Below are 20828 nucleotides of genomic sequence, written 5' to 3'. Positions count from 1 at the left end.
ACGGACTGCTGCTATACCGCGATCATGGAGTAGAGTACTCCCAACAGCCCGATGCCCGCCAGAACGAAGACCGGGACGCGGGGCATTTCACCATCACTTTCCATGGCTCGTCCGAACATGAAAAAGACCAGGGGATGGACCAAAAACGGCATGGAAAAGATGAAGGGGATCAGCAAAGCCGCTTCCTCACCGAACATTCCACCCTGGGTGGCGGCAAAAAGACCGAAGTGGGAAATACCCGAGGAGACGGACATGGCCGTGAAGCCCAAGGGCATGCCGACAGCGCTGAGCAGCACGAAACCGCCGAACACCGCGCACAACTGCCAGCCGAAGGAGAACTGCATCAGCCCCTTGACCTCATTGGCGTCCTTGCCGTCGGCCTTGCCCATGGTTTTCAGCGAATAAATCGTCAGGCCCACTCCGATCAGGACGATCAGCAGCGAGGGCCACATCATCAGGCTCCCCTGTTGGGCGCTCATGGCCAGAACGGAAAAGACGAAGATGTGCCCGAAAAACGGGACGTTGATCATGATCGGCGCCCGGTAGGCCGCGGTTTTTCCCAGATCTCCAGCCGTACAGGCCCCGGTCAGGCCGGAGTGAGACAATGCCCCGGCCATACCCGGAGCCAAATTTCGGGCGTGGTCGGTCTTGCCGAAGAGCATCAGCAGAGCAATGCCTCCGAACATCCAGAACATCTGACCGAAAAAGCCGTAGGCCAGTACCGCGTTCATCCCGGTGATGGCGAAGGCCTCGGTGATTCGTGACCCACCGATCATGAAATTGGCCGCCAACACCACGGGAATTCCGGCGAAAAGCAAGGCCCGGATCGTCGGCCCGAAACGCCAGCGGTACATCAGCGCTCCCAGCCCGGCGGAGATGATCATGGCGAAAAAAATCTGCGGCAAGGCGATGAGCGGCTTGATCCACATGGCGATGGTGTAGGACCCCAGAAGAATGCCGAGAATGGCCACCATTTCCACGATGCCCATCTTGATGTACAGCCGCTTGTTGGTCACCTGGGCCTTGTGGTCGATCATGATCACCGCGCCCACCAAGCCGAGATAAGCGATCAGCGGATAGAATCGGCTCAGGTCCGAAAAACTCAACCCCAGGGTCAACCGGTACAAGGCCTCAATCCCGATGAGCAGAAAAAAAGCCCGGACGATGAAGATCAATTGGGTCCGGCCCGTACCCAGGAAGGTTTCTTCCTGGGACGGAGTCACCATGTCGTCCGGGTCCAGCTCGATGCCCCCCAAAATCTTGCGCAGTTCCTGTCCGCCCACGAAAAAAGAGACGGTCAGGGCGACGATCGTGGAGCGGCTGATCAGGTCGATCAGTGAAAACTGAGGCAATCCCGGCGTGGATACGCCGCTGGAGACAAGGACGTAGCCCATGGTCAGGCCGAAAATGACGATGATCAGGATCGGCGAATAGCGCGTTCCGGCCACGGCCGTCCTGGCCACCAGAACCATGGGGATGAGCAAAAACAGGGACAGCAAAAATTGATTCAGAATCTGTAGATTGGCGACCTGGTCAACCACGGCGGCGACTTCCATGAGCGGAACCTCCTGAGACTAAACGGGCAAGGAGTATAAACGACGGGACGTTACGCGGTTCAAGCGCGAATTAAGGGCACAAGAATAGTCGGATTGGTCGGTGCTGGCAATGACTTGGACGTGAGCGCGTCAAGTAACCGAGCGCGTTGACACGATGCATGCCTTGTGCTTGATCCAGGGAAAAACGATTCGAGGAAGCACGTCTGGCAAACCAGAGAACCGCCTTCCGGAAGCTGCGAATGCTGAATCGCAGCTCAAGCCTTGATGATCTTCGCATCCCTCCGGGAAATCGATTGGAAGCTCTCATGGGCAACCGCCAGGGACAGCATTGCATCCGAATCAACGACCAATGGCGAATCTGCTTTGTCTGGCGCGATGGCGGCGCGCATGACGTTGAGATCGTCGATTATCACAAGGGGTGAGAAATGAAGAAAATTCTTCCCGTACACCCTGGTGAGATTCTGAAAGAGGAATTCCTCAAGCCGCTGGCCATCAGCCAGAATCGGCTGGGCAGGGATCTTGCGGTCTCCCCGCGCAGGATCAACGAGATCATTCACGGGAAACGCGCCATCACGGCGGATACGGCCCTGCGGCTCTCCAGATACTTCGGCAATTCCTCCAGTTTCTGGCTGGGCCTGCAGATGGACTACGAACTGGATATGGCTGAGGACGCACTGGCAGAACGCATCAACAAGGAAGTCCGACAACTGGCCGTGGCCGGAAACATCGCGGCCAGGAACAACCTGCTCACCCATTTTGAACCATCCCCTGTAAATTAATGCCCAACATCTCAGGCATCGTAAAATCCATCCAAGACATCATGCGCAAGGACGCCGGAACCTACGGCGACGCCCAGCGCCTGGAACAGCTCGGCTGGATGTTCTTTCTGAAGATCTTCGACGACCGCGAAAAGGAGATGCAGCTTCTCCGCGACACCTACCGCTCGCCCCTGCCGGATAATCTGCGCTGGTCCGCCTGGGCCGCGGACGAGGAGGGCGTCACCGGCGAGGCGCTGCTGGATTTCGTCAACAACGCGCTCTTGCCCAAACTCAAGTCCCTAACCGTGGGCGGGGACAAGATCAGCGGCCTGATCCGGATGTCCTTTGAGGACGCCAACAACTACATGAAGAACGGCACGTTGATGCGTCAGGTGATCAACAAGATCAACGCCATCAACTTCAACGCCTCGGATGATCGCCACATGTTCGGCGACATCTACGAAAAGCTGCTCAAGGACCTCCAATCCGCCGGAAACGCCGGCGAGTTCTACACTCCCCGGGCCGTAACCCAATTCATCGTCGAACAGGTCAACCCGCGCCTGGGCGAAACCATCCTTGACCCGGCCTGCGGCACCGGCGGCTTTCTGGTCTGCGCCATCGAGCACCTGCGCAAACAGGCCAAAAGCGCGGCGGACGAACAGCGCATCCAGGATTGTTTCGCCGGGATCGAGAAAAAGCACCTGCCCCACGTCCTGTGCATGCGGACCTTCTTCCTGCTCTGGCAAAACAGGGTGCCTAAGATTTGCCAGCAGCTTACTGGCGAATTGAGTGCTGGTGAAACTGAGCAGCAGCCTGCCGCCAAATTGGCGATTTCCGAGAGTTCGTCTCGGAAATTGCCATTCACCCTGAGTTGGACCCACTACGTTCTGCTTCTCACCATCAAAAACCCGGAAGAACGCAGCTTCTATGAGATCGAAGCGACCAACGCAGGCTGGTCCGTGCCGGAGCTCAAACGCCAAAAAGCCTCCGCCCTCTACCAGCGCCTGGCCCTCAGCCGTGACAAGGCGGGCGTCAAGCGCCTCGCAGCCGAGGGCCAGATCGTCACCCGGCCGGAGGACGTCCTCAAAGAGCCCTACGCCCTCGAGTTCCTCGGACTCAAGGAACTGCTGAAACAGAAATTGATCGAATGGACTGCCAGGGAACGGGAAAAGGCATTCACGGAAGCACAGCGACTTGAAGGAAAGACGCTGTGAACATTTTTCTCGATTGGAAACACGATGAACATAGTAACCCGCTTTGTAAAATTCGAACTGATCGCGGATGATCCGGGAGCGGTAGGGATCGCATACATTGAAGGGTTGATGCGATGAAGATGGAAAAACATGGGACCGAAAGGTATATCCCCGGGAATGCAAACCCTGGGAACGCGGGGCTCCGTACCCGCTCTTCAAAAACTGCGAGTGCGGAGCCTCGCATTCCCAGTGCGCCGCCCCGTGGATGGCATTCGCGCGGATACCTGCCACATTTCGACTCCAATGACGTGATCCAGCATGTCACATTTCATTTAGCCGACAGTCTGCCAAAGGAAACCGTCGAGCGTCTCTTGGCGGAAATTCAGCAACTTGATCCGAATCGGCGTGACATCGAAAAACGCCGCAGCCTCGAAGCCCTTGTCGATGCCGGTCATGGCGCCTGCTGGTTGCGCCGACCGGATTGCGCCCGAATCGTTCAGGACGCGCTTCTGCACTTCGACGGTGAACGCTACCGCATGATCGCCTGGGTCGTGATGCCCAACCATGTCCACGCGCTGTTCCAAACCCTGCCGGGGTGGAGCATGAACACCGTGGTCGGATCATGGAAGACGTTTACCGCCAACGCCATTGGGCGGATCGTCCGCCAACCGGACGAGCCGGTGCCCCACATCTGGCATCCCGAATTCTGGGATCGCTTCATCCGCGACCAAAACCACTTCGCCAGCGCCCTGGCCTACATCCACAACAACCCGGTCAAGGCCGGACTTGCAACCCGCCCCGAAGACTGGCCCTGGAGCAGCGCCGCAAACGCAAACCCCGGGAACGAAACCCCTGGGAACGCGGAGATCCAAAACCCTGGGAACGCGGGGCTCCGTACCCGCTCTTCAAGAGTTGCGAGTGCAGAGCCTCGCGTTCCCAGCAAAGGCCACCCATGACCCTCGAAACCTTCTTCGATAAATTCAACCTCTTCGCCGACGCGCCGGGTGCGGTGGGGAAGATGCGGGAGTTGGTGTTGGAATTGGCCCTTCGCGGGAAGCTTGTTCCGCAAAACGACACCGATGAATCTGCTTCGGAATTGTTGAAACGTATCAGAGCGGAAAAAAAAAGGCGGCAAGAAGCTCGTGTGATACGGACTGATGAGGAAGCGGCGACAACTTCAAGTGTTGAGAATTTCGAGATTCCCGCAAGCTGGGAATGGATAGGCGCGACTGCACCCGCAGTCATGGTTTCTGACAAAGGGAAAAAAATACAGACCAAGGCCATTCTTGAAACAGGAAAGTATCCTGTAGTCGATCAAGGCAAGGTCTTCATTCGCGGATACTGTAATGATATTGATCTGGTAATTAGCGTTGCAACACCTCTCGTTCTTTTTGGCGACCACACTCGAGAAACGAAACTCATAGACTTTGATTTCGTTGTGGGTGCAGACGGAGTGAAACTGCTTCTGCCTGTTTGCATAGATCCACAATTCTACTACTTGGCGTTGCGTTGGCTGCCACTTGAAAGTCGAGGCTACGCTCGACATTTCAAACTCTTAAAAGCCGCAAATATCCCCCTTCCACCCCTCGCCGAACAACAGCAGATCGTGGCCAAGGTGGATGAGTTGATGGCGTTGTGTGATCGGCTGGAGACACAGCAGCGAGAACGTGACGTCAAGGCTAAGAACCTTCTTGCCGCCCTGGTGGCCGAACTCACCGGCACAAACAACGGACGCAACACTTGCGCCTCACCCGCCAAGCCCACTGCCCCAGCGCCACGGCCCTCGACCCAGCCGGTTCCAACCGCCCCATCACCGCCTTCAGCCTCGGCAACTCCGGCTCCATCCGCCGCACCTAAAAACGCCCGCACCCTGGCCGAACTGCGCAAGGCCGTCGGCCTTTCCCAATCCGCCGTGGCCAAGGCCATGGGCTTAAACCAAGCCTACATCTCGCAAATGGAAACTGGGAAACGCGCCATCTCCAAAGAGCAGCGCTGTCGATTAGCGGAGATGTTGGGTGTGATTCCGGATATGATTGGCAAACGCTGATTGCATTGCTACCATAGAGATACAGCGCATGATCTTTTTTTGCCACGACAATCTTCTGTAAATATCTCAATGATTCATGAGCAAAGGAGAATTTTACAATGTATATCAGCCATATTCGTCTTAGAAACTGGAAAAACTTTGGAGATGCTGCCACCCATCTTTCTTCGAGAACTTTTCTTATTGGTCCAAATGCTTCTGGTAAATCCAACATGCTAGACGCATTACGTTTCTTGCGTGAGTTGGCCAATGACGGCTTGGCTCCAGCGGTTGGCAGAAGGGGTGGGATATCGTCTTTACGCTGTTTGTCAGCCAGGCGCTATTCCGACATAGATATGGATGTGAAATTGGCTGACGATTCAGGAACAGATATGTGGCAGTACTGCTTAGTTATCAATCAGGACAACAGGCAGCGCCCGATCGTTAAAAAGGAATTAGTTTACAACTTAAAAAACCCATCTGTTGCTCTGGTGGATCGCCCTGGGCCGGACGATAGAGACGATCCCGAACGGTTGACACAGACAGACCTTGAACAAGTTATTGCCAATAAAGAATTCAGGGAAATCTCTGATTTTTTTAAAACCATTTCCTACCAGCATATTGTTCCCCAAGTTGTGCGTGACCCTCAAGGGTTTACCTCAATGCCGGTGCATGATGACCCTTTTGGCCGTGATTTTCTCTTGCGATTGTGGAATACTCAAAAAAATACCAGAACAGCGAGACTAAAGAGGATTGCTTCGGCCCTGAAAGTGGCTGTACCCAAGCTTCAGGAGCTTGACATCGTTATGGACAAACAGGGCACCCCTCACCTTGTCGGTCGATATGAGCATTGGCGGGCACAAGGCGCTTTCCAGAACGAAAGCCAACTTTCAGATGGAACCCTGCGACTGTTCAGTCTGTTATGGACTGTATTTGAGGGGAACGGACCTCTTCTGCTTGAAGAACCCGAGCTTTCACTTCACAGCGAAGTGGTTCGGCACTTACCGCAGCTCTTTGAACGTCTGCAAAAGCTTCGCAAAAATCGACGACAGATTATTCTCAGCACGCACTCTGAAGAAATCCTCCAAGACAAGGGAATCGGAGGTGAAGAAATTGTCCGGCTTGTAACCGGAGAAAACGGCACAACTTTTCAGCCTCCTGACGAAAACGAAAACCTGTTGCTCCAGCAAGGCTTATCCGTGGCCGAAGTCCTGCTCCCCCGCACCGCGCCACCCAAAGCTCGTCAGTTGTCATTGTTTGCGGAGTAAGGTCATGATTATTTATGCCTTGGTGGAAGGCCTAACCGATGAAGCGATGGCTCACAGACTGGCCTTAACGTCTGGCCATCAGGTGGGGACTTGTTATGGTAAAAAGGGCAGCTCGTGGATCAAAAAAAATGTCGGTGCATTTAACAAATTGGCCACTTCGGTGCCGGTGCTGACCCTGCTGGATTTTATGGATGCAGATTTACCCTGTCCACCGGAGATTCTTGATAAATGGTTGCCACACAGGCACTCAAGGATGTTGTTTCGTGTAGTGGTGAGAGAATTGGAAAGTTGGTTATTGGCCGACAGAGAGGGAATGGCCGGTTTCCTAGGGGTGCCTTTAGGAAAAATCCCCCTGGCACCTGAAAATTTGGGTGACCCGAAACAAACCTTGGTTAACTTGGCCCGCCAATCAAGATATTCCTCAATCAGGTCGGCACTTGTTCCGCAGCAAGGATCGACAGCCCAGGTCGGTCGATCTTATGTGTCCGAAATCATTCAATTTACTTCTGAAACATGGAACCCGGAGCGGGCTAGAGAATCATCACCCAGTCTGAACAGCTGTCTGCACCGCTTGGCAGAGATCAAATAGCCAGTAACTGGCTGATGTTTTTGCCTGTTCTCGCACTCACCGCGCCCGTCGCGCAGTGAAATAAGCAAACGGCACGCCGCCTCTTGTCATGCCACGAGTTATACGGGACATCCATCTTCAGAAAACAGCATGGATCACTCGAACCTGCCAGGGTGATGACAGGATTAACGAATCCATGAATCAACGAGTCCTCGAACAACGATGTTGCCTTTTTTTCGATTCCCGGTAAGTTTTCCCGAAAATAGTTGGACGTCTTGATTTTAAAAAAGGAATCCCGGCATGTTCGATGCCCTTCCGACGGAAGATTACACCTCCCCGTACCGCAATCTCTCCTGGTTCACCAGAACTTTTCCCAGCCCGATCTTCTATCCCAAGATGATCGGGATTATCTTTCGGGCTTCGAAAAAGGGCAAGCGGTCGATGTATGACGGCCGAGCCTGGATCGAAAGCAGCCGGGCCATCTGCTCTGCCCTGGAAAGCGTCGGGGTCCGCCTGAAGATCGAAAACGTTTCCCTTCTGGCGAAGCTCGACTCCCCATGCGTTTTCGTGGGCAACCACATGAGCACCCTGGAGACGTTCGTCCTGCCATCGATCATCCAGCCGCACCGGCCGGTCACCTTTGTAGTCAAGCGGAGCCTGGTGGAATATCCCGTGTTCAAACATGTGCTGATCGCCCGCGATCCGGTCGTGGTTGAACGCCAAAACCCGCGGGATGACTACAAGACCGTCATGGAGCAAGGCGGCAGACGGCTGGAGAAGGGTATCTCGATTGTGGTCTTTCCCCAGTCGACCCGAGAACCGGCGTTCGATCCCCAGAAATTCAACTCCATGGGGGTAAAGCTGGCCAAGCGGGCCGGGGTCCAGGTGGTTCCTTTCGCGTTGCAGACCGATGCGTGGGGCAATGGAAAACTTCTCAAGGATTTTGGAAAGATAGACCCGAAGAAAACCGTCCATTTCCACTTCCATGAACCCATGACGGTCACCGGAGCGGGGAAGGAGGAGCACGCGCACATCGTGGAGTTCATTCAAGGAAAATTGGAGCAATGGAACAGGGAACGCGACAACAAATGACACTTCTTTTAGAGGAACAACGCCTTTGACTCATACCAATCAAGTGGCCGCGCAGCTCGGCCTGAAGGCGCGACAGGTTCAGGCCGTCGCGGATTTGCTCCGGGAAGGCTCCACCGAGGTGTTTATCGCCCGGTACCGCAAGGAGGCCACGGGTTCTCTGGACGAGGTGATCGTGCGCAAGGTGCGCGACGGGCTGGAGGCCCTGGCTGATCTGGACAAGCGGCGCGGCGCCATGTTGGCCTCCCTGGAGGAGCGGGAGCTGCTGTCCGATGCCTTGCGCGGCGCCCTGGAGGGGGCCCGGTCCCTGACCGAACTGGAGGACATCTATCTTCCCCATCGACCCAAGCGACGCACCCGGGCGATGATGGCCGCGGAAAAAGGGCTGGAACCTCTGGCCGACCTGCTCATGGAACAGCGCACGGCGGACCCGGTTGTTGCCGCGTCCTCCTTTGTTGATCCGCCCAAGGGCGTGGAAACAACGGAACAGGCACTGGCCGGGGCCAGGGATATCCTGGCTGAGCGCATTTCCGAGGATCCCGGAGCCAGGGCCGCGATGCGCGCCCTGTTCACGACCAAGGCCCGATTACAGTCCCGTCCGGCCAGAGGCGTGGCCAAGGTCGATCCGGCGGTGGCGGCCAAGTTCAGGGATTGGAATAACTGGGAGGAGTCCGCGGCAACCGCTCCCGGGCATCGGATTCTGGCCCTGTTTCGGGGCGAACGGGAAGCCGTTCTTTCCGTGGAGGTGCGTCCGGACGAGGCGTTGGCCACGACCGGGCTGGAACGCGGCTTCGTACGCGGCCAGGGAGCGTGCGCGCAACAGGTGCGACTGGCTGTTCAGGACGGATACCGACGCCTGCTCGCGCCTGCCATGGAGACGGAACTGCGGGCGAACCTGAAAACCCGGGCTGATGCGGAGGCGATCGCGGTTTTTTCCGCGAACCTGCGCGAGCTGCTCCTGTCCCCACCCCTGGGCCGCAAGCGGATCATGGCCCTGGACCCGGGATTTCGCACCGGCGCCAAGCTGGCCTGCCTGGACGAGCAGGGTGGCCTGCTGCATCACGAAACCGTTTTCGTTGTCGGGTCGGAACGGCAGACGGCGGAATCAGCGCGGCGCATCCGGGAGTTGGTGGAGCGATTCGCCATCCAGGCCGTGGCCGTGGGCAACGGCACCGCCGGGCGGGAAACAGAAGCGTTTGTCCGCTCCCTGGGGATGCAAGGCGTCTTTGTGGTTCTGGTCAACGAATCCGGGGCCTCGGTGTATTCCGGCTCGGACATCGCCCGGGAGGAGTTTCCGGATCTGGACCTGACCGTGCGCGGCGCCGTGTCCATCGGGCGGCGGTTGATGGATCCCCTGGCGGAGCTGGTCAAGATCGATCCCAAAGCCATCGGCGTGGGCCAATACCAACATGACGTGGACCAGGCGGCGTTGAAGCGGGCCCTGGACGACACCGTCGTCAGTTGCGTGAACGCGGTGGGCGCGGAGCTGAACACGGCCAGCGCCGCCCTGTTGTCCTTTGTTTCCGGGCTGGGGCCGGCCCTGGCCAAAAATATCGTGGCCTGGCGAAATGAAAACGGACCGTTCGGTTCCAGGCGGGATCTGCTCCGGGTGAAGCGGCTCGGGCCCAAGGCTTTTGAGCAGGCCGCCGGCTTCCTGCGGATTCGGGACGCGGACAATCCCCTGGACGCCTCAGGCGTCCATCCCGAGCGGTACGGCCTGGTGGAACGCATGGCCCGGGACGTGGGCGCCGGGGTGCGCGAACTGATGCAGGATGCCCGGATCAGGGCGGAGATTGATCCGCATCGGTACCTGTCCGAAGAAGCGGGGCTCCCGACGTTGACCGACATTCTGGCCGAGTTGGACCGTCCGGGGCGGGATCCCCGTCCGACATTTGAACACTTTGCCTTTGCCGAGGGCATGCATCGTCCGGAAGACCTCTCTCCGGGCATGGTCCTGCCGGGCATCGTGACCAACGTGACCCGGTTCGGAGCCTTTGTGGACGTCGGCGTGCACCAGGACGGGCTGGTCCATGTCAGCCAGATGGCGGACCGCTTCGTCCGCGATCCCGCGGAGGTGGTCCGGACAGGGCAACACGTCCGGGCCCGGGTCCTGGAAGTGGACCTGGAGCGTCGCCGGATTTCTCTTTCCCTGAAAGGAACTGATCAGCCGTAGCGACGATGGTCTTTTCAGGCGAGATGCCGCGTGACGTCTTGCGCCGTGACTTTGTTCGGCCCCGTGATCGTGCGATCGGTGTAGCCCAGGGGGATAACGGCCATGAATTCACCCTCGGGCTCGCCCAGGAATCGGCGTACGTCCTCCTTGATCAGGAAGAGGATCCCCAGCCAGACCGAGCCCAGGCCCAGCGAAGTGGCCGCCAGAAGCAAGGTCTGCACGGCGGCGGCGGAGCTTTGGATTTCCATGGTCCGGAAGAAGTCGCGCGTTTCCGAAATGTCCAGCTTGAACAGCTTCTCGCCCCGGGCGACCAGATTGCCGGTATTTACCACGGCCACCACAATGGGTGCGCTGGTGATGCTCCGGGCCGCCATGCGCAGCAGGGAGGACGAAGGTTTGGGAAAGTCGGCGGCTCGTTCCGTGGTCAGCCGGGCCAGCTCCATCTTCTTATCCCCGCGAAGAACGATGAAACGCCAGGATTGTTCGTTATGCGCCGAAGGCGCCTGATTGGCCGCGGTCAGGATCGTGTGGATGGCCTCGTCGCTGAGTTCCCGGTCCGTGAAGAGCCGGATGCTGCGGCGGGCCGCGATGTTGCGCAGGGTTTCGTTGTCCAGCATGCAAGGAACCTCTCACTGCTTTGGATCATTATGGTTCATGGAAGCGGGAACGATAGGCCGGGCGCGGACGCAAAGCAAGGTTGAGAACAAAACGGCCCGACGATGCGCGTGCAGCGTCGGGCCGCTTGGGACTTCGCGGAGCAACGAGGTCGGCAATTATGCCGCCGATATCCCAAACAGAAGCCCGCCTTCCCCCTGGGGCACATCAAAAGGGGATTTTGGTGCCAAGCCGATCAAACCCCGAACTACGGACCGCGGCAACTGCGCTCTCGTCCCCCCTGACCAGAAACAACGCCTCCACCTCGGGCAGGGATTCCACCAGCTCCAGGCCTTTTTCAACGCCGAGAACCATCAGTCCGGTGGCCAGGGCGTCGGCGAGGACCGCGGTTTCGGCCAGGACAGTGACGCTGGCCACGTTGTTTTCCAGCGGACGGCCGGTGCGCGGGTCCAGGACGTGGCTGAAAAACTGTCCGTGGTCCTCGAAGAACTGTCGGTAATCGCCGCTGGTCAGCACCGCGCTTCGGCCTGGGCGCAGCACCAACAGGACATCTTCCCAGTCACGGCCCCGTTCGGGCCGGTTCAGCCCGACCCGCCACGGATCTCCTTCCGAATTTCGCCCCGAAACACGGACGTCGCCGCCGATGTCCACCAGATAGTCCTGGATTTCCCGGCCTTCCAGCAGCTCGGCCAGGGCGTCCACGGCAAACCCCTTGGCCACGGCCCCCAGGTCCAGTTGCACGTCCGGATGCAGCTTGCCCAGCCGTCCCGATGTCGAGGCGTCAATCAGGTGCAGCCCCACCGAGGACAGAGCATGGCGCACGGCTTCTTCCGAGGGAGGACGCCACGTTTCCCGGTTCGCGGCCCCTGGGCCGAAGCCCCAGATATCCAGCAAGGGTTTGACCGTGGGGTCGAACGCTCCTCCGGTTTGGGCGTAAACCTGTGTGGAAACGCGGAGGACGTACTCGAAGTCTTCAGAGATGGACATGGACTCGCCCATGGTAAGGGCGTTGAACCGGGAGATTTCACTTTCCGGACGATAGACGGACATGGAGGCGTTGATCCGCTCCAATCGGTCCCGGATCGCCCCTTCCAGCCCGGAAAGAGCCGAAGCCGGGGCATGACCCACGCGCACCGCGTACGTCGTGCCCATGGTCGTTCCGCGAAAGACGTGCGCCGAGGGCCGGTCGCAACCGGAGAGCAACGCCAGGGAACCAACCAGCAGGGCCGCGCAAAGTACACGGGCAAACCGGATACGGCGGTCATGCGGGGAAGCGTGAAATGGAGTAATCAGCTTCTTTCCTTCCAGCGGAGAGGATTGCGGCTTCCGTGCATCACGGCGATGATGAGAATAATTCTTTCTAGGATCCGGTAGTATATTGCAAAGGGAAATTTACCGATCAATGCTCGGCGCGTATTCCGATGAACAACAGGATACATCAATGGATTTTTCTGAACCGTATCCAGCGTCTTATCAATTTTATCCAAGAATTCATGTCCGAGACCAAGCAGTTGCCCTTCATACCATATTGACGCGTTCTCGATATCCGACTCGGCTTCCTTCCGGAATCGCAGCGTATACTTCACAGCTTTTCCCGAATTCTCTCCATGACTGTTTGGGCATCGGTTCCATAGTCAAAGTCCGACTCAAAGGCGTCAAGACGAATGTTCAGCAGCTCGCGTTGAGCATCGGTCATCTCGATGAGATGTTGATCAGCCGCAATGCTGTCCCAGATGTTCTCGACAAGCCGTATTCTTTGATCAACGGGCATTTGACGTAATTCAAGGTTGTGCATGACCTCTCCCGCTATTGAGTTTATAAAAAAAATCCGTTCCGCGCCGGACCGAAGCCCTCAATTCATGTACCAGCCCAGAACACGCCAGGAGATGCGTCCGGTCTGGTCCACGTCGTATTCCAACCAAAGGTTGCCGCGGACATGGCCGTCCTCGAACCCGGCCAGCACCCATTTATCGGTGAGCACGTACGTTTCACCGGTGATGATGTGCATGCTGCCGCCGAAGAAGGCTTCGGCCGGGATCAGATCCGAGCGGTCGGCGAGATCCTGGATCAGGTCGTAGACCGGGTTGGAGAGCCCCTTGCGCTGCAAGCGACGCAGCTCGAACTCGCTCAGCCTGGGTTGGATTTCCCGCTGGATGGAAAGCAGCGGGGCCAGGTTGGCCACATCCAACTGCTCCCGCAAATCACCGCTTTCCACCTCGCACTGGCGCAGGGCGTCCCGGGACTGGTGCAGCTTGGCGTACAGCGACAGGCAGGCCGCGGCCAGGGTCAGGGCGAGGACCCAGGGGAGGACATGCATGGAGCGGGTGATCATCCGGGACCGCCTGTCACGCCCGATGCACCGGGCTCAGGAAGGATACCCAGCTTGTGAGCCAACTCCGTCGCCTCCGGATGTTCCCTGCCCAACTCCCAAAGCCGATTCTCCACGGCCCAAAGATTGAGAGGCAGGCCCAAGACCGCGATGCGATCCAAAATTCGGCCCACCGCGGCCCAGCCCGGTCGCTCGGAAGACAGCAGTTCCAGAAGATGCCCGGTCAGGCGGATATCAAATTCCCGCAACGGTCGCCAGTTGGCGCGCAGAAAGGAGTGGAATTCCTCCTGGTCGTCGGCAACCTGTCCCAGGACCAGGTCAGCCCAGGCCAGAGCGGGCAGATGGAGCAGCCAGACATCCTCCCTGATCGGGCGGTGCTGATCTTCCTGGTAGCCCTGAAAATGGTCCAGGGCCGACCTCGCGAATCGAAGCTGCCCCTCCCACCAGACGCGGGTCCGACTCTCGGACCAGGACAGGGAGACCAATTCGCGCCTGTTCCAGGCCAGGTCCGTCACGGAACAGGAATGCTCGGCCCCTTCCGGCGTATCCACGGTCACGACGCCGAAGCTCCGCCCGGCTTGCTCCGGCTTCCAGCGCCAGGAAAACGTTTCCGTAGCCCCGGTATCGGACCAAGTCATCCGACCGCGACCCCGAACCTCCGTGCCGCCAAGTTGCGTCTCGGGCCCAGGCTCCAAGTCCGGCTCAGGCTCCAAAACCAGTTCCGCTCCGAGCCAGTTTCGCTGAATGGGTCGCCCGTGATCGCGGATCGCGAGAGGTCCGTCTCCATCCTCGCCGTCCATGAGCAGACCCAGCAGGGTCCAGGAGGCCGGGTTCATGCTCCGGGGCAGAACATGGGTGCGCCACAGGTCCGCTCCCGAGCCCTTGCCCGAGCCCTTGCCTGAGACGTTCGACTCCGCCGCGGCCATGATCCGAACGAAATCCGGTGACCAGTCCCCGGCTCCGGTGGACCGGGCCAGTTCCATGGAGCGCAGGGCGTAGGCCATGGCGTTGAGCGGCTCCACCCGGCTGATCTCGTCGAAAAACCAGGCGCAGCTGGCCAGGGAGCACATGGCCCATTCCTGCATGGCCAGCAGGTTGAAAGCGGTTTGCCGGAGGTCCGGACCAAGTCCCGGTGCGGCATGTTGATCGAGAAAGTCGGATCGCGAAACGCCGCCAGCCAACACGCGCCCATAGTCCAGCAAGGCTTGCCGGGGGTCGGTGAAACAGTGCCGGGCAACGGTGAAATAATGCTCGTCCACGCGCTGCTTGTTGCGATGCAGGGCTTCGCGCAGCGGCCCGCGCCAGCGCTGGTTCCAGCCCGGATGCCCGCCATCGGCGCAGCCGCAATCCGTGCGCCAGCGCTCCACGCCATGGACGCAGCTCCAGGAGGACGGCTCATGGAGCAGTATCCGGCGAGTCGGCGGGTTGTCGGCCAGATAGGCCGCGAAGTTGGTCAACTCCAACTCATCCCGGCCTTGGCGAATCTGCTCCAAAACATAGGCCAGGGCCATTTCGCCGAAGGAAAAGTGGTGGCCGTAGGTCTCGCCGTCCGTGGCCACGCAGAGCAGCCCCCGATCCGCGGCCTGATTGATCCGCTGGAAGTAGCGCCCGCCGTCTTCCAAAAGCCGTTCAAAGGCCACGGCCTGGGAAATCGGTCCGTGATAGAAAAACACGGCCAGTTCCCGGCCGGAAGGCAATGCGGCGGCGTACGGCTCGCGGATGTCCAGGGTGGATTCATCCACGTCATACTGGTTTGCGCCGTCCAGATCCGCCACGGCCCAGGCCTGACGCGGGGCCAGGACCACGAAGCGGAATCCAGCCTGGGCCACGGCTTCCAGGGTCGGGGTGTCCACGGCGGCTTCGGAGAGCCAGAGCCCTTCCGGGTCTCGCCCGTAACGAGCTTGAAAATCGGCCGCGGTCCAGGCCAGTTGGACTTCCTTGTCCAGGGGCGAGGCCAGGGGCATGATGATGTGATGGTAACACTGGGCCAGAGCGTTGCCGTGCCCCCATCGCTCCAGGCTCTGGCGGTCGGCGTCCAGAATCCGGGCGTAGCAGGCCGGATCGGCTTGTTCCAGCCAGGAGAGCAGGGTCGGGCCGAAGTTGAAGCTGGTCCAGGCGTAGCAATTGACCAGGTCCGTGATCCGTCCCTGGGCGTCCCTGCGTCGGGCCCAGGCCAGGGGTGCGTAGGACTCTTCCAGAATCCGCTGGTTCCAGTTCAGTCCGGGCGCGGCACTGCCCTCGGGCAGCAGTTCGCGCAGCCACGGATCGACGCGCGGGGGCTGGTAATAATGCCCATGGATGCACACCTTGCGCGTGGTCGTCATGCCCTTTCCTCCACTTCCCCGGTCGTTTCCTCCCGGATGCGGTCCCTGGCCTCACGGGCGCTGAAGCCCCGCTTGGCCGCGAAAAATTCCAGGTTCTCCTCGGCGTCGCAGGGCCGCAGGTACAGCGGTTCGATGGGCGCGTACCCGAACGCGGCGTTCATTGCCGCTTGAATCAAGACGTGGGCCTGGGGAGTATCCCAGGAAGGATCGAGAATGCAGGCCTGGGGCAATCCGGCTTGGATGCACTCCAAATTGCGCCGTACTCCGCTCCCCAGCAGATACAACGGCTGATCATCGTCACCCAGGAGCGAATGGAGATCGGTCGGGACGTCCACGGCCAGAATCCGGGGATCGTCGAGGGGCGTGATGTGACTCTCCGTTGATATTTTTGGGAAAAAAGGCGCGGTGGCGACGTGAAACGTCTGGGCATGGACCAGCCGGGTCCGGGCATGGGTCAGCACGGCCAAGCGGCCCTGGAGCAGCGGGGCCGGACCGGCGGCCAGCAACGGCGGATACTCCAGCCCGGCCATGGGCAGGCCCGCACCCATGGCCAGACCGTACGTCGTGGCCAGACAGAGACGCAGCCCGGTGAAATTACCCGGTCCCCGGACGCAGGCGATGCCGGAAAGATCGTGCATCTTCAGCCCGAGAAGATTCAGAGCTTGCTCCAGAGCCGGGACCAAAAAGCGCATCACCCGTGCCGGAGCGGCCCATTCCTGGTGCAGAACCAGTGAGGTTCCCCGAGCCAGAACGATCTGGACCCGGTCCTCCACGCCGTTCAGCGTCAACAGGAGGCGCTGGGAGGAATCGGCGTCGCTTCCGGTGCAAGCGGACGCCGCGGGAAAACGGTCATTTGAAGAAGCGATGGATGTCATTGAATACCGCAAAGGTCATCAGCGCGATCAGAAAGGCGATCCCGATCTTGTAGGCGATTTCCTGCATCCTGGGATTCAGCGGTTTTCCGGTGATCGTCTCGATGGTGTAGAAGAGAATGTGCCCTCCGTCCAGAACTGGTATCGGCAAAAGATTCAGCAGGCCGAGATTGATGCTGATCAGCGCGGTCAGGGCCAGCAGGTTGGTCAGCCCCTCGGAGGCCTGCTCGCTGACCAACTGGGCGATGAGGATCGGCCCGCCGATATTGTCCGCCGGGATGATCCGTTCGATGAGCTTGATAATCCCCTGCACCGTGAGCACGACGATGGTCCAGGTCTGCTCCGCTCCGGCGATCAGGGCCGTGCCCGGCCCCATGGCGATGGACTGGGTCTCTCCCGAGGCCGTGATGCCCAGCATGGCCACCTTGATGTCCTCGCCGAACAGGTTCTGGCGGACCTCCACCCGGGGCTGGGCAGCGACGTCCACCACCCGGTTCTCCCGCTGCACCGTCAGGAGCATGGTCTGCCCTTCGGACTGCTGAATGCGCTCGGCCAGCTCGCTCCAGTAGCGGATGTCCTGGCCGTTGATGCTCAGAACCATGTCTCCGTCACGCAGATCCGCGACCTGGGCCGGACTGTCCTCCAGCACCTGGCCCACCACGGGCAGCAGTTCCTGTTGCCCGTGCGCCCAGAACAGCCCCCAGTAGATGAACACGGCCAGCACGAAATTGAACACCGGACCGGCTGCCACCACCAGGATGCGTTGCCAGGGCGGCCGGAGGCTGAAACTGGATTCAGGCGGAATGCCCTCGCCCAGTTCGTCCTGGGCGCTCTCCCCGGCCAGCTTGACGTAGCCGCCCAGGGGGACGGCGCAGAGTCGATATTCCGTGCCGCCGTACTGGAACCCGAACAGCTTCGGCCCGAATCCCAGTGCAAAAACCGGCACGCCGATCTTGAACAGACGGGCCACGAGGAAGTGACCCAGCTCATGGAAGAAAATCAGAACCCCGAGGACGAGAATAATGGCTAAGACGCTTTGCATTCGAAACTCAATGGCTGTTTGGTTGGAAGGGGGCTTCGGCTCGCCTCGACATGTGGCGAAAACAGTCGGTCAACTTCAACCGGCGTTTCTCATGGCCGAACCGAAGAAAGGGGCGTAATGGTCGTGGAAGGTATTTTGAGACTTCCCGGTCGCAAGTCAAGCCTTGCCACGGAAACTCAGACACCGGCACCGGAGTCGGCCAAGCGTCGCGTCTGGTCCTGGACGAGGACGCTCAGCTCCAGAATCGTTTCCAGGGAGTCCACGGACAGCCCGGCATGGTCGTCCAGGGCGCGGCGGATCAGGGCCGGGATGTGCAGGAAGGAGATACGCTCACGCAAAAACAGGTCCACGGCTGCCTCGTTGGCCGCGTTCAGGACCACCAGATGGCTTGGGCCCGCGCGATAGGCCTGTCGGGCCAGTTCCAGACAGGGAAAAAGATCGGTCCGAGGCTCCCGAAAGGTCAGGGTTCCGGCCTGAAGCAGATCCAGGGGAGCCAGACTCAATCCCAGACGCTCCGGGTACCCCAGGCAATGAGAGATGGGCACCTGCATGTCCGCGGGTCCCAAGTGGGCCAGCAGGGAGCGATCCGTGAATTCCACCAGGGAATGAACGATGCTCTGGGGGTGGATCAGCACGGCCACCTGGTCCATATCCAGGCCGAACAGCAGGCAGGCCTCGATCACTTCCAGGCCCTTGTTCATCAGGGTCGCGGAATCCACGCTGATCTTCGCGCCCATGGACCAGTTGGGATGGGCCAGGGCCTGACCCACCGTGACCGCGTCCAGCTCAGCCGCGTCCATATCCCGGAACGGACCGCCCGAGGCCGTGAGAATGATCCGCCGCAAACTGGAGCAGGTCTCCCCGCGCAAGGATTGAAACACCGCGTTGTGCTCCGAATCCACGGGCAGAATCATGGCTCCGTACCGCTGACAGGCGTCCCGGATCACGGCTCCGGCCAGAACCAAGGATTCCTTGTTGGCCAGGGCGATGATCTTCCCGGCCCGGGCCGCGGCCAACGTGGCCGGCAGTCCGGCCGCGCCCACCTGGGCGGAGAGAACCATCTCGGCCTCAGAGAGCCGGGCCAGCTGCTCGTAGCCCTCCTGGCCGTGAACGATCTCCGGAGTATAACCGGAAGGCAGCAGCCCCCGCAGTTCATCTGCCAAGGCCGCATCCAGCACCGCCAGCATCCCGGGCCGCCACCGCGCGGCCTGTTCGGCCAACAGGCGAACGTTGCGTCCCCCGGCCAGCCCCAGCACGGAAAAGCGTTCCGGATGTTCGCTGATCACCCCCAGGGCGCTGCGACCGATGGAACCGGTACTGCCCAGGATGACCAAGCCGCGTGGGGCGGACATCGCGGGCGAAGGCAGGGCGCTGATGTATCGGCAAGCGTGGAGGGGTGGCATATTGGGCGATTCTGAAGCGGTGAAGGGCTGGGGCACAATCTAGAAGAAAGGATAAACAAGGCTCAAAGCCGCATAGGCCGGTAAAACAAAAAGCAGGCTGTCGATGCGGTCCAGGATGCCGCCGTGGCCGGGCAGGAGGGTGCCGGAATCCTTGACGCCCTGGGAGCGCTTTACAGCGGACTCGAAAAAGTCCCCCACCTGGGCGGACAGGTTCAAGACCACGCCGAGAAGGATGAATGCCGGAGCATTCGCCGTGCCCCAGGCCAGCCCCACGATCAGGCAGGCCGTCACGCAGGCCGCCATGCCTCCGGCGCTGCCCTCCCAGGTCTTCTTGGGGCTGATGGACGGCCAGACATGACGACGGCCCAACTTGGAGCCGGTGTAATAGGCGGCCGTATCGGAGAGAAACGCCGCGGCCACCACCAATAGCAACTCCGGCCACGCCAGCCCCAGGGCGAAGTGCAGCAGCAGGGGCAGATAGCAGCAACCCAGAAAAAGCAGCAACACATCCGGAAACGACGCGGTTTCGGGATCAGCGCTGTAGCTGACCAGAAACAGGATGCCGAACAGGCAGAACAGCCCGGCCAGAGCCGCCGGTACGGCGGGCGGCGCCAGGTACGCGGCCAACAAAAAAAGCGCCCCGCCGACGACGCCCAGCAGTTTCCATCCCGGTCGCTCCCGTTTCCAGAACATGGAATAGAATTCCCATTGACCCAGGGCGGCGAGGATGAGCACGAGAAGCAAGAGCGGGAGCCCGCCGGAAAAAAGAATCCAGAGCAGGACGGGCAACGGCAGCAGCCCGGTCAACAGGCGTTTGTGGTGCGAGGTCAGGGGCATGATGCTGGTCGGCGGTTCGTGACGAGGATGGATTTTAAGGAAGGGATCGAGAATACAACCAAAAAAAGATCAGGCCGACGACGGTTCCAGGCCCCCGAAACGGCGGGATCGCCTGGAAAACTCGTCCAGGGCCGCTTGCAGGCAGGCTTCGTCAAAGTCCGGCCACAGCACCGGCGTGAAGACCAGTTCGCTGTACGCGGCCTGATACAGGAGAAAATTGCTCAACCGCTGCTCGCCGCTGGTCCGGATGATCAGGTCCGGGTCCGGCTGGCCGGCCGTGTCCAGATTGTCGGCCAGGAGCTGTTCCGTGATCTGGTCCGCGGGTAGGCTCTGACTGACGAGCTTCCGGCAGGCCCGGACAATCTCTTCGCGGCCGGAATAGTTCAGGGCCAGATTGACGACCATGGATTTGCAGTGGCTGCTCTTGGAACAGACGTGCCGCAGGATCTGGCGCAGGGCAAAGGGGAGTTCGTCCCAGTCTCCGAGCACATGCAGCCGGATGTCCCGCTCCAGCAGGGAATCCATCTCGCTCTTGAGATAGGACTGGAGCATCTCGAATAAAAACGAGACCTCCTCCCGGGGCCGGGACCAGTTTTCCTTGGAAAAGGTATAGAACGTAACGTGCGGAATGCCGAGCTTGCGGCACTGGGTGACGATCTTGCGGGCGGAGCGGGTACCGGCCTTGTGGCCTTCGGTGCGCGGCAGGCCGTGGTGTTCGGCCCACCGCCCGTTGCCGTCCATGATGATGGCGATATGCCGGGGAAGGGAGGACAAGTCG

At 59.9% G+C, this 20828-nt stretch carries 21 protein-coding genes and 1 pseudogene; 9 read left to right on the top strand and 13 right to left on the bottom strand.

The features are described from left to right. Window positions 1–11 precede the first annotated feature (11 nt). On the bottom strand, window positions 12–1556 hold the full coding sequence (locus AC559A_RS01845) for a hypothetical protein (protein WP_498815905.1): 1545 nt from the start codon (window positions 1554–1556) through the stop codon (window positions 12–14). 221 nt (window positions 1557–1777) lie between these two features. On the opposite strand from AC559A_RS01845, the pseudogene AC559A_RS01840 reads away from it, so the two are divergent. The 3 genes and pseudogenes from AC559A_RS01840 to AC559A_RS01830 all read left to right on the top strand — a co-directional run. Further along, window positions 1778–1978, top strand: a pseudogene (locus AC559A_RS01840) (type II toxin-antitoxin system RelE/ParE family toxin); the annotation flags it as partial. A gap of 3 nt (window positions 1979–1981) precedes the next feature. Beyond that, entirely contained in the window at window positions 1982–2335 is a 354-nt protein-coding gene (locus tag AC559A_RS01835; RefSeq protein ID WP_498815903.1) for a HigA family addiction module antitoxin, read from the top strand. Further along, window positions 2335–3528, top strand: coding sequence for a type I restriction-modification system subunit M (locus AC559A_RS01830; protein ID WP_498815901.1), 1194 nt, complete (start codon window positions 2335–2337; stop codon window positions 3526–3528). Before AC559A_RS01835 ends, AC559A_RS01830 begins: the two co-directional genes overlap by 1 nt. A 311-nt stretch (window positions 3529–3839) precedes the next feature. On the opposite strand, the gene AC559A_RS01825 is transcribed toward AC559A_RS01830, so the two are convergent. After that, a complete protein-coding gene (locus AC559A_RS01825; RefSeq protein ID WP_498815899.1) occupies window positions 3840–3962 on the bottom strand; it encodes a hypothetical protein in 123 nt (40 codons plus the stop codon). Between the two features lie 12 nt (window positions 3963–3974). Between AC559A_RS01825 and AC559A_RS01820 the strand changes: the two genes are divergently transcribed. The 6 genes from AC559A_RS01820 (at window position 3975) to AC559A_RS01795 (ending at window position 10628) form a co-directional block, all read left to right on the top strand. Continuing rightward, on the top strand, window positions 3975–4463 hold the full coding sequence (locus AC559A_RS01820; protein ID WP_498815897.1) for an REP-associated tyrosine transposase: 489 nt from the start codon (window positions 3975–3977) through the stop codon (window positions 4461–4463). Next, a complete protein-coding gene (locus tag AC559A_RS01815) occupies window positions 4460–5554 on the top strand; it encodes a helix-turn-helix domain-containing protein (protein WP_498815895.1) in 1095 nt (364 codons plus the stop codon). Before AC559A_RS01820 ends, AC559A_RS01815 begins: the two co-directional genes overlap by 4 nt. Window positions 5555–5652: 98 nt before the next feature. Beyond that, on the top strand, window positions 5653–6798 hold the full coding sequence (locus AC559A_RS01810) for an AAA family ATPase (protein WP_498815893.1): 1146 nt from the start codon (window positions 5653–5655) through the stop codon (window positions 6796–6798). A gap of 4 nt (window positions 6799–6802) precedes the next feature. Continuing rightward, a complete protein-coding gene (locus AC559A_RS01805) occupies window positions 6803–7387 on the top strand; it encodes a hypothetical protein (RefSeq protein ID WP_498815891.1) in 585 nt (194 codons plus the stop codon). Between the two features lie 279 nt (window positions 7388–7666). Then, entirely contained in the window at window positions 7667–8458 is a 792-nt protein-coding gene (locus tag AC559A_RS01800) for a lysophospholipid acyltransferase family protein (protein WP_498815889.1), read from the top strand. A gap of 25 nt (window positions 8459–8483) precedes the next feature. Beyond that, complete coding sequence (locus tag AC559A_RS01795) at window positions 8484–10628, top strand: Tex family protein (protein WP_498815887.1); 2145 nt, start codon at window positions 8484–8486, stop codon at window positions 10626–10628. A 14-nt stretch (window positions 10629–10642) separates the two neighbouring features. Here AC559A_RS01795 and AC559A_RS01790 read toward each other — a convergent pair whose 3' ends face one another. From AC559A_RS01790 to uppS, 11 genes are all read right to left on the bottom strand, one after another. Further along, the gene (locus tag AC559A_RS01790) at window positions 10643–11245 is read right to left on the bottom strand and encodes a nitroreductase family protein (RefSeq protein WP_498815885.1); all 603 of its coding nucleotides are present in this window, start codon (window positions 11243–11245) and stop codon (window positions 10643–10645) included. 205 nt (window positions 11246–11450) lie between these two features. Further along, window positions 11451–12395 (bottom strand): FAD:protein FMN transferase, encoded by a 945-nt coding sequence (locus tag AC559A_RS01785; RefSeq protein ID WP_498815883.1) that lies wholly within the window; start codon window positions 12393–12395, stop codon window positions 11451–11453. Window positions 12396–12532: 137 nt separating this feature from the next. Beyond that, window positions 12533–12829, bottom strand: a complete 297-nt coding sequence (locus tag AC559A_RS01780) for a type II toxin-antitoxin system RelE/ParE family toxin (RefSeq protein ID WP_498815881.1) — start codon at window positions 12827–12829, stop codon at window positions 12533–12535. Further along, on the bottom strand, window positions 12826–13038 hold the full coding sequence (locus AC559A_RS01775) for an addiction module protein (RefSeq protein ID WP_498815879.1): 213 nt from the start codon (window positions 13036–13038) through the stop codon (window positions 12826–12828). Before AC559A_RS01775 ends, AC559A_RS01780 begins: the two co-directional genes overlap by 4 nt. A gap of 57 nt (window positions 13039–13095) precedes the next feature. Further along, window positions 13096–13575 carry a hypothetical protein gene (locus tag AC559A_RS01770; RefSeq protein ID WP_051434738.1) on the bottom strand — a complete coding sequence of 160 codons (480 nt, stop codon included), beginning with the start codon at window positions 13573–13575 and terminating at the stop codon, window positions 13096–13098. Continuing rightward, a complete protein-coding gene (locus tag AC559A_RS01765; protein WP_498815877.1) occupies window positions 13572–15896 on the bottom strand; it encodes a DUF3536 domain-containing protein in 2325 nt (774 codons plus the stop codon). The genes AC559A_RS01770 and AC559A_RS01765 overlap by 4 nt, the downstream gene beginning before the upstream one ends. Continuing rightward, on the bottom strand, window positions 15893–16771 hold the full coding sequence (gene tsaB, locus AC559A_RS01760; protein WP_498815875.1) for a tRNA (adenosine(37)-N6)-threonylcarbamoyltransferase complex dimerization subunit type 1 TsaB: 879 nt from the start codon (window positions 16769–16771) through the stop codon (window positions 15893–15895). The genes AC559A_RS01765 and tsaB overlap by 4 nt, the downstream gene beginning before the upstream one ends. Beyond that, on the bottom strand, window positions 16746–17810 hold the full coding sequence (gene rseP / locus AC559A_RS01755; protein ID WP_498815873.1) for an RIP metalloprotease RseP: 1065 nt from the start codon (window positions 17808–17810) through the stop codon (window positions 16746–16748). The genes tsaB and rseP overlap by 26 nt, the downstream gene beginning before the upstream one ends. Window positions 17811–17986: 176 nt before the next feature. Beyond that, window positions 17987–19213 carry a 1-deoxy-D-xylulose-5-phosphate reductoisomerase gene (dxr, locus tag AC559A_RS01750; protein WP_498815871.1) on the bottom strand — a complete coding sequence of 409 codons (1227 nt, stop codon included), beginning with the start codon at window positions 19211–19213 and terminating at the stop codon, window positions 17987–17989. Window positions 19214–19252: 39 nt separating this feature from the next. After that, window positions 19253–20050, bottom strand: coding sequence for a phosphatidate cytidylyltransferase (locus AC559A_RS01745; protein WP_498815869.1), 798 nt, complete (start codon window positions 20048–20050; stop codon window positions 19253–19255). Between the two features lie 69 nt (window positions 20051–20119). Further along, window positions 20120–20824 carry a polyprenyl diphosphate synthase gene (gene uppS, locus AC559A_RS01740; RefSeq protein WP_498815867.1) on the bottom strand — a complete coding sequence of 235 codons (705 nt, stop codon included), beginning with the start codon at window positions 20822–20824 and terminating at the stop codon, window positions 20120–20122. Window positions 20825–20828: the final 4 nt, after the last annotated feature.

The sequence above is a fragment of the Desulfonatronum zhilinae genome (assembly GCF_900182865.1).
GTDB classification, from domain to species: domain Bacteria; phylum Desulfobacterota; class Desulfovibrionia; order Desulfovibrionales; family Desulfonatronaceae; genus Desulfonatronum; species Desulfonatronum lacustre.
Note: the sequence above shows the minus strand (reverse complement) of the source record. Positions and strands in the feature narration are given on the sequence as shown.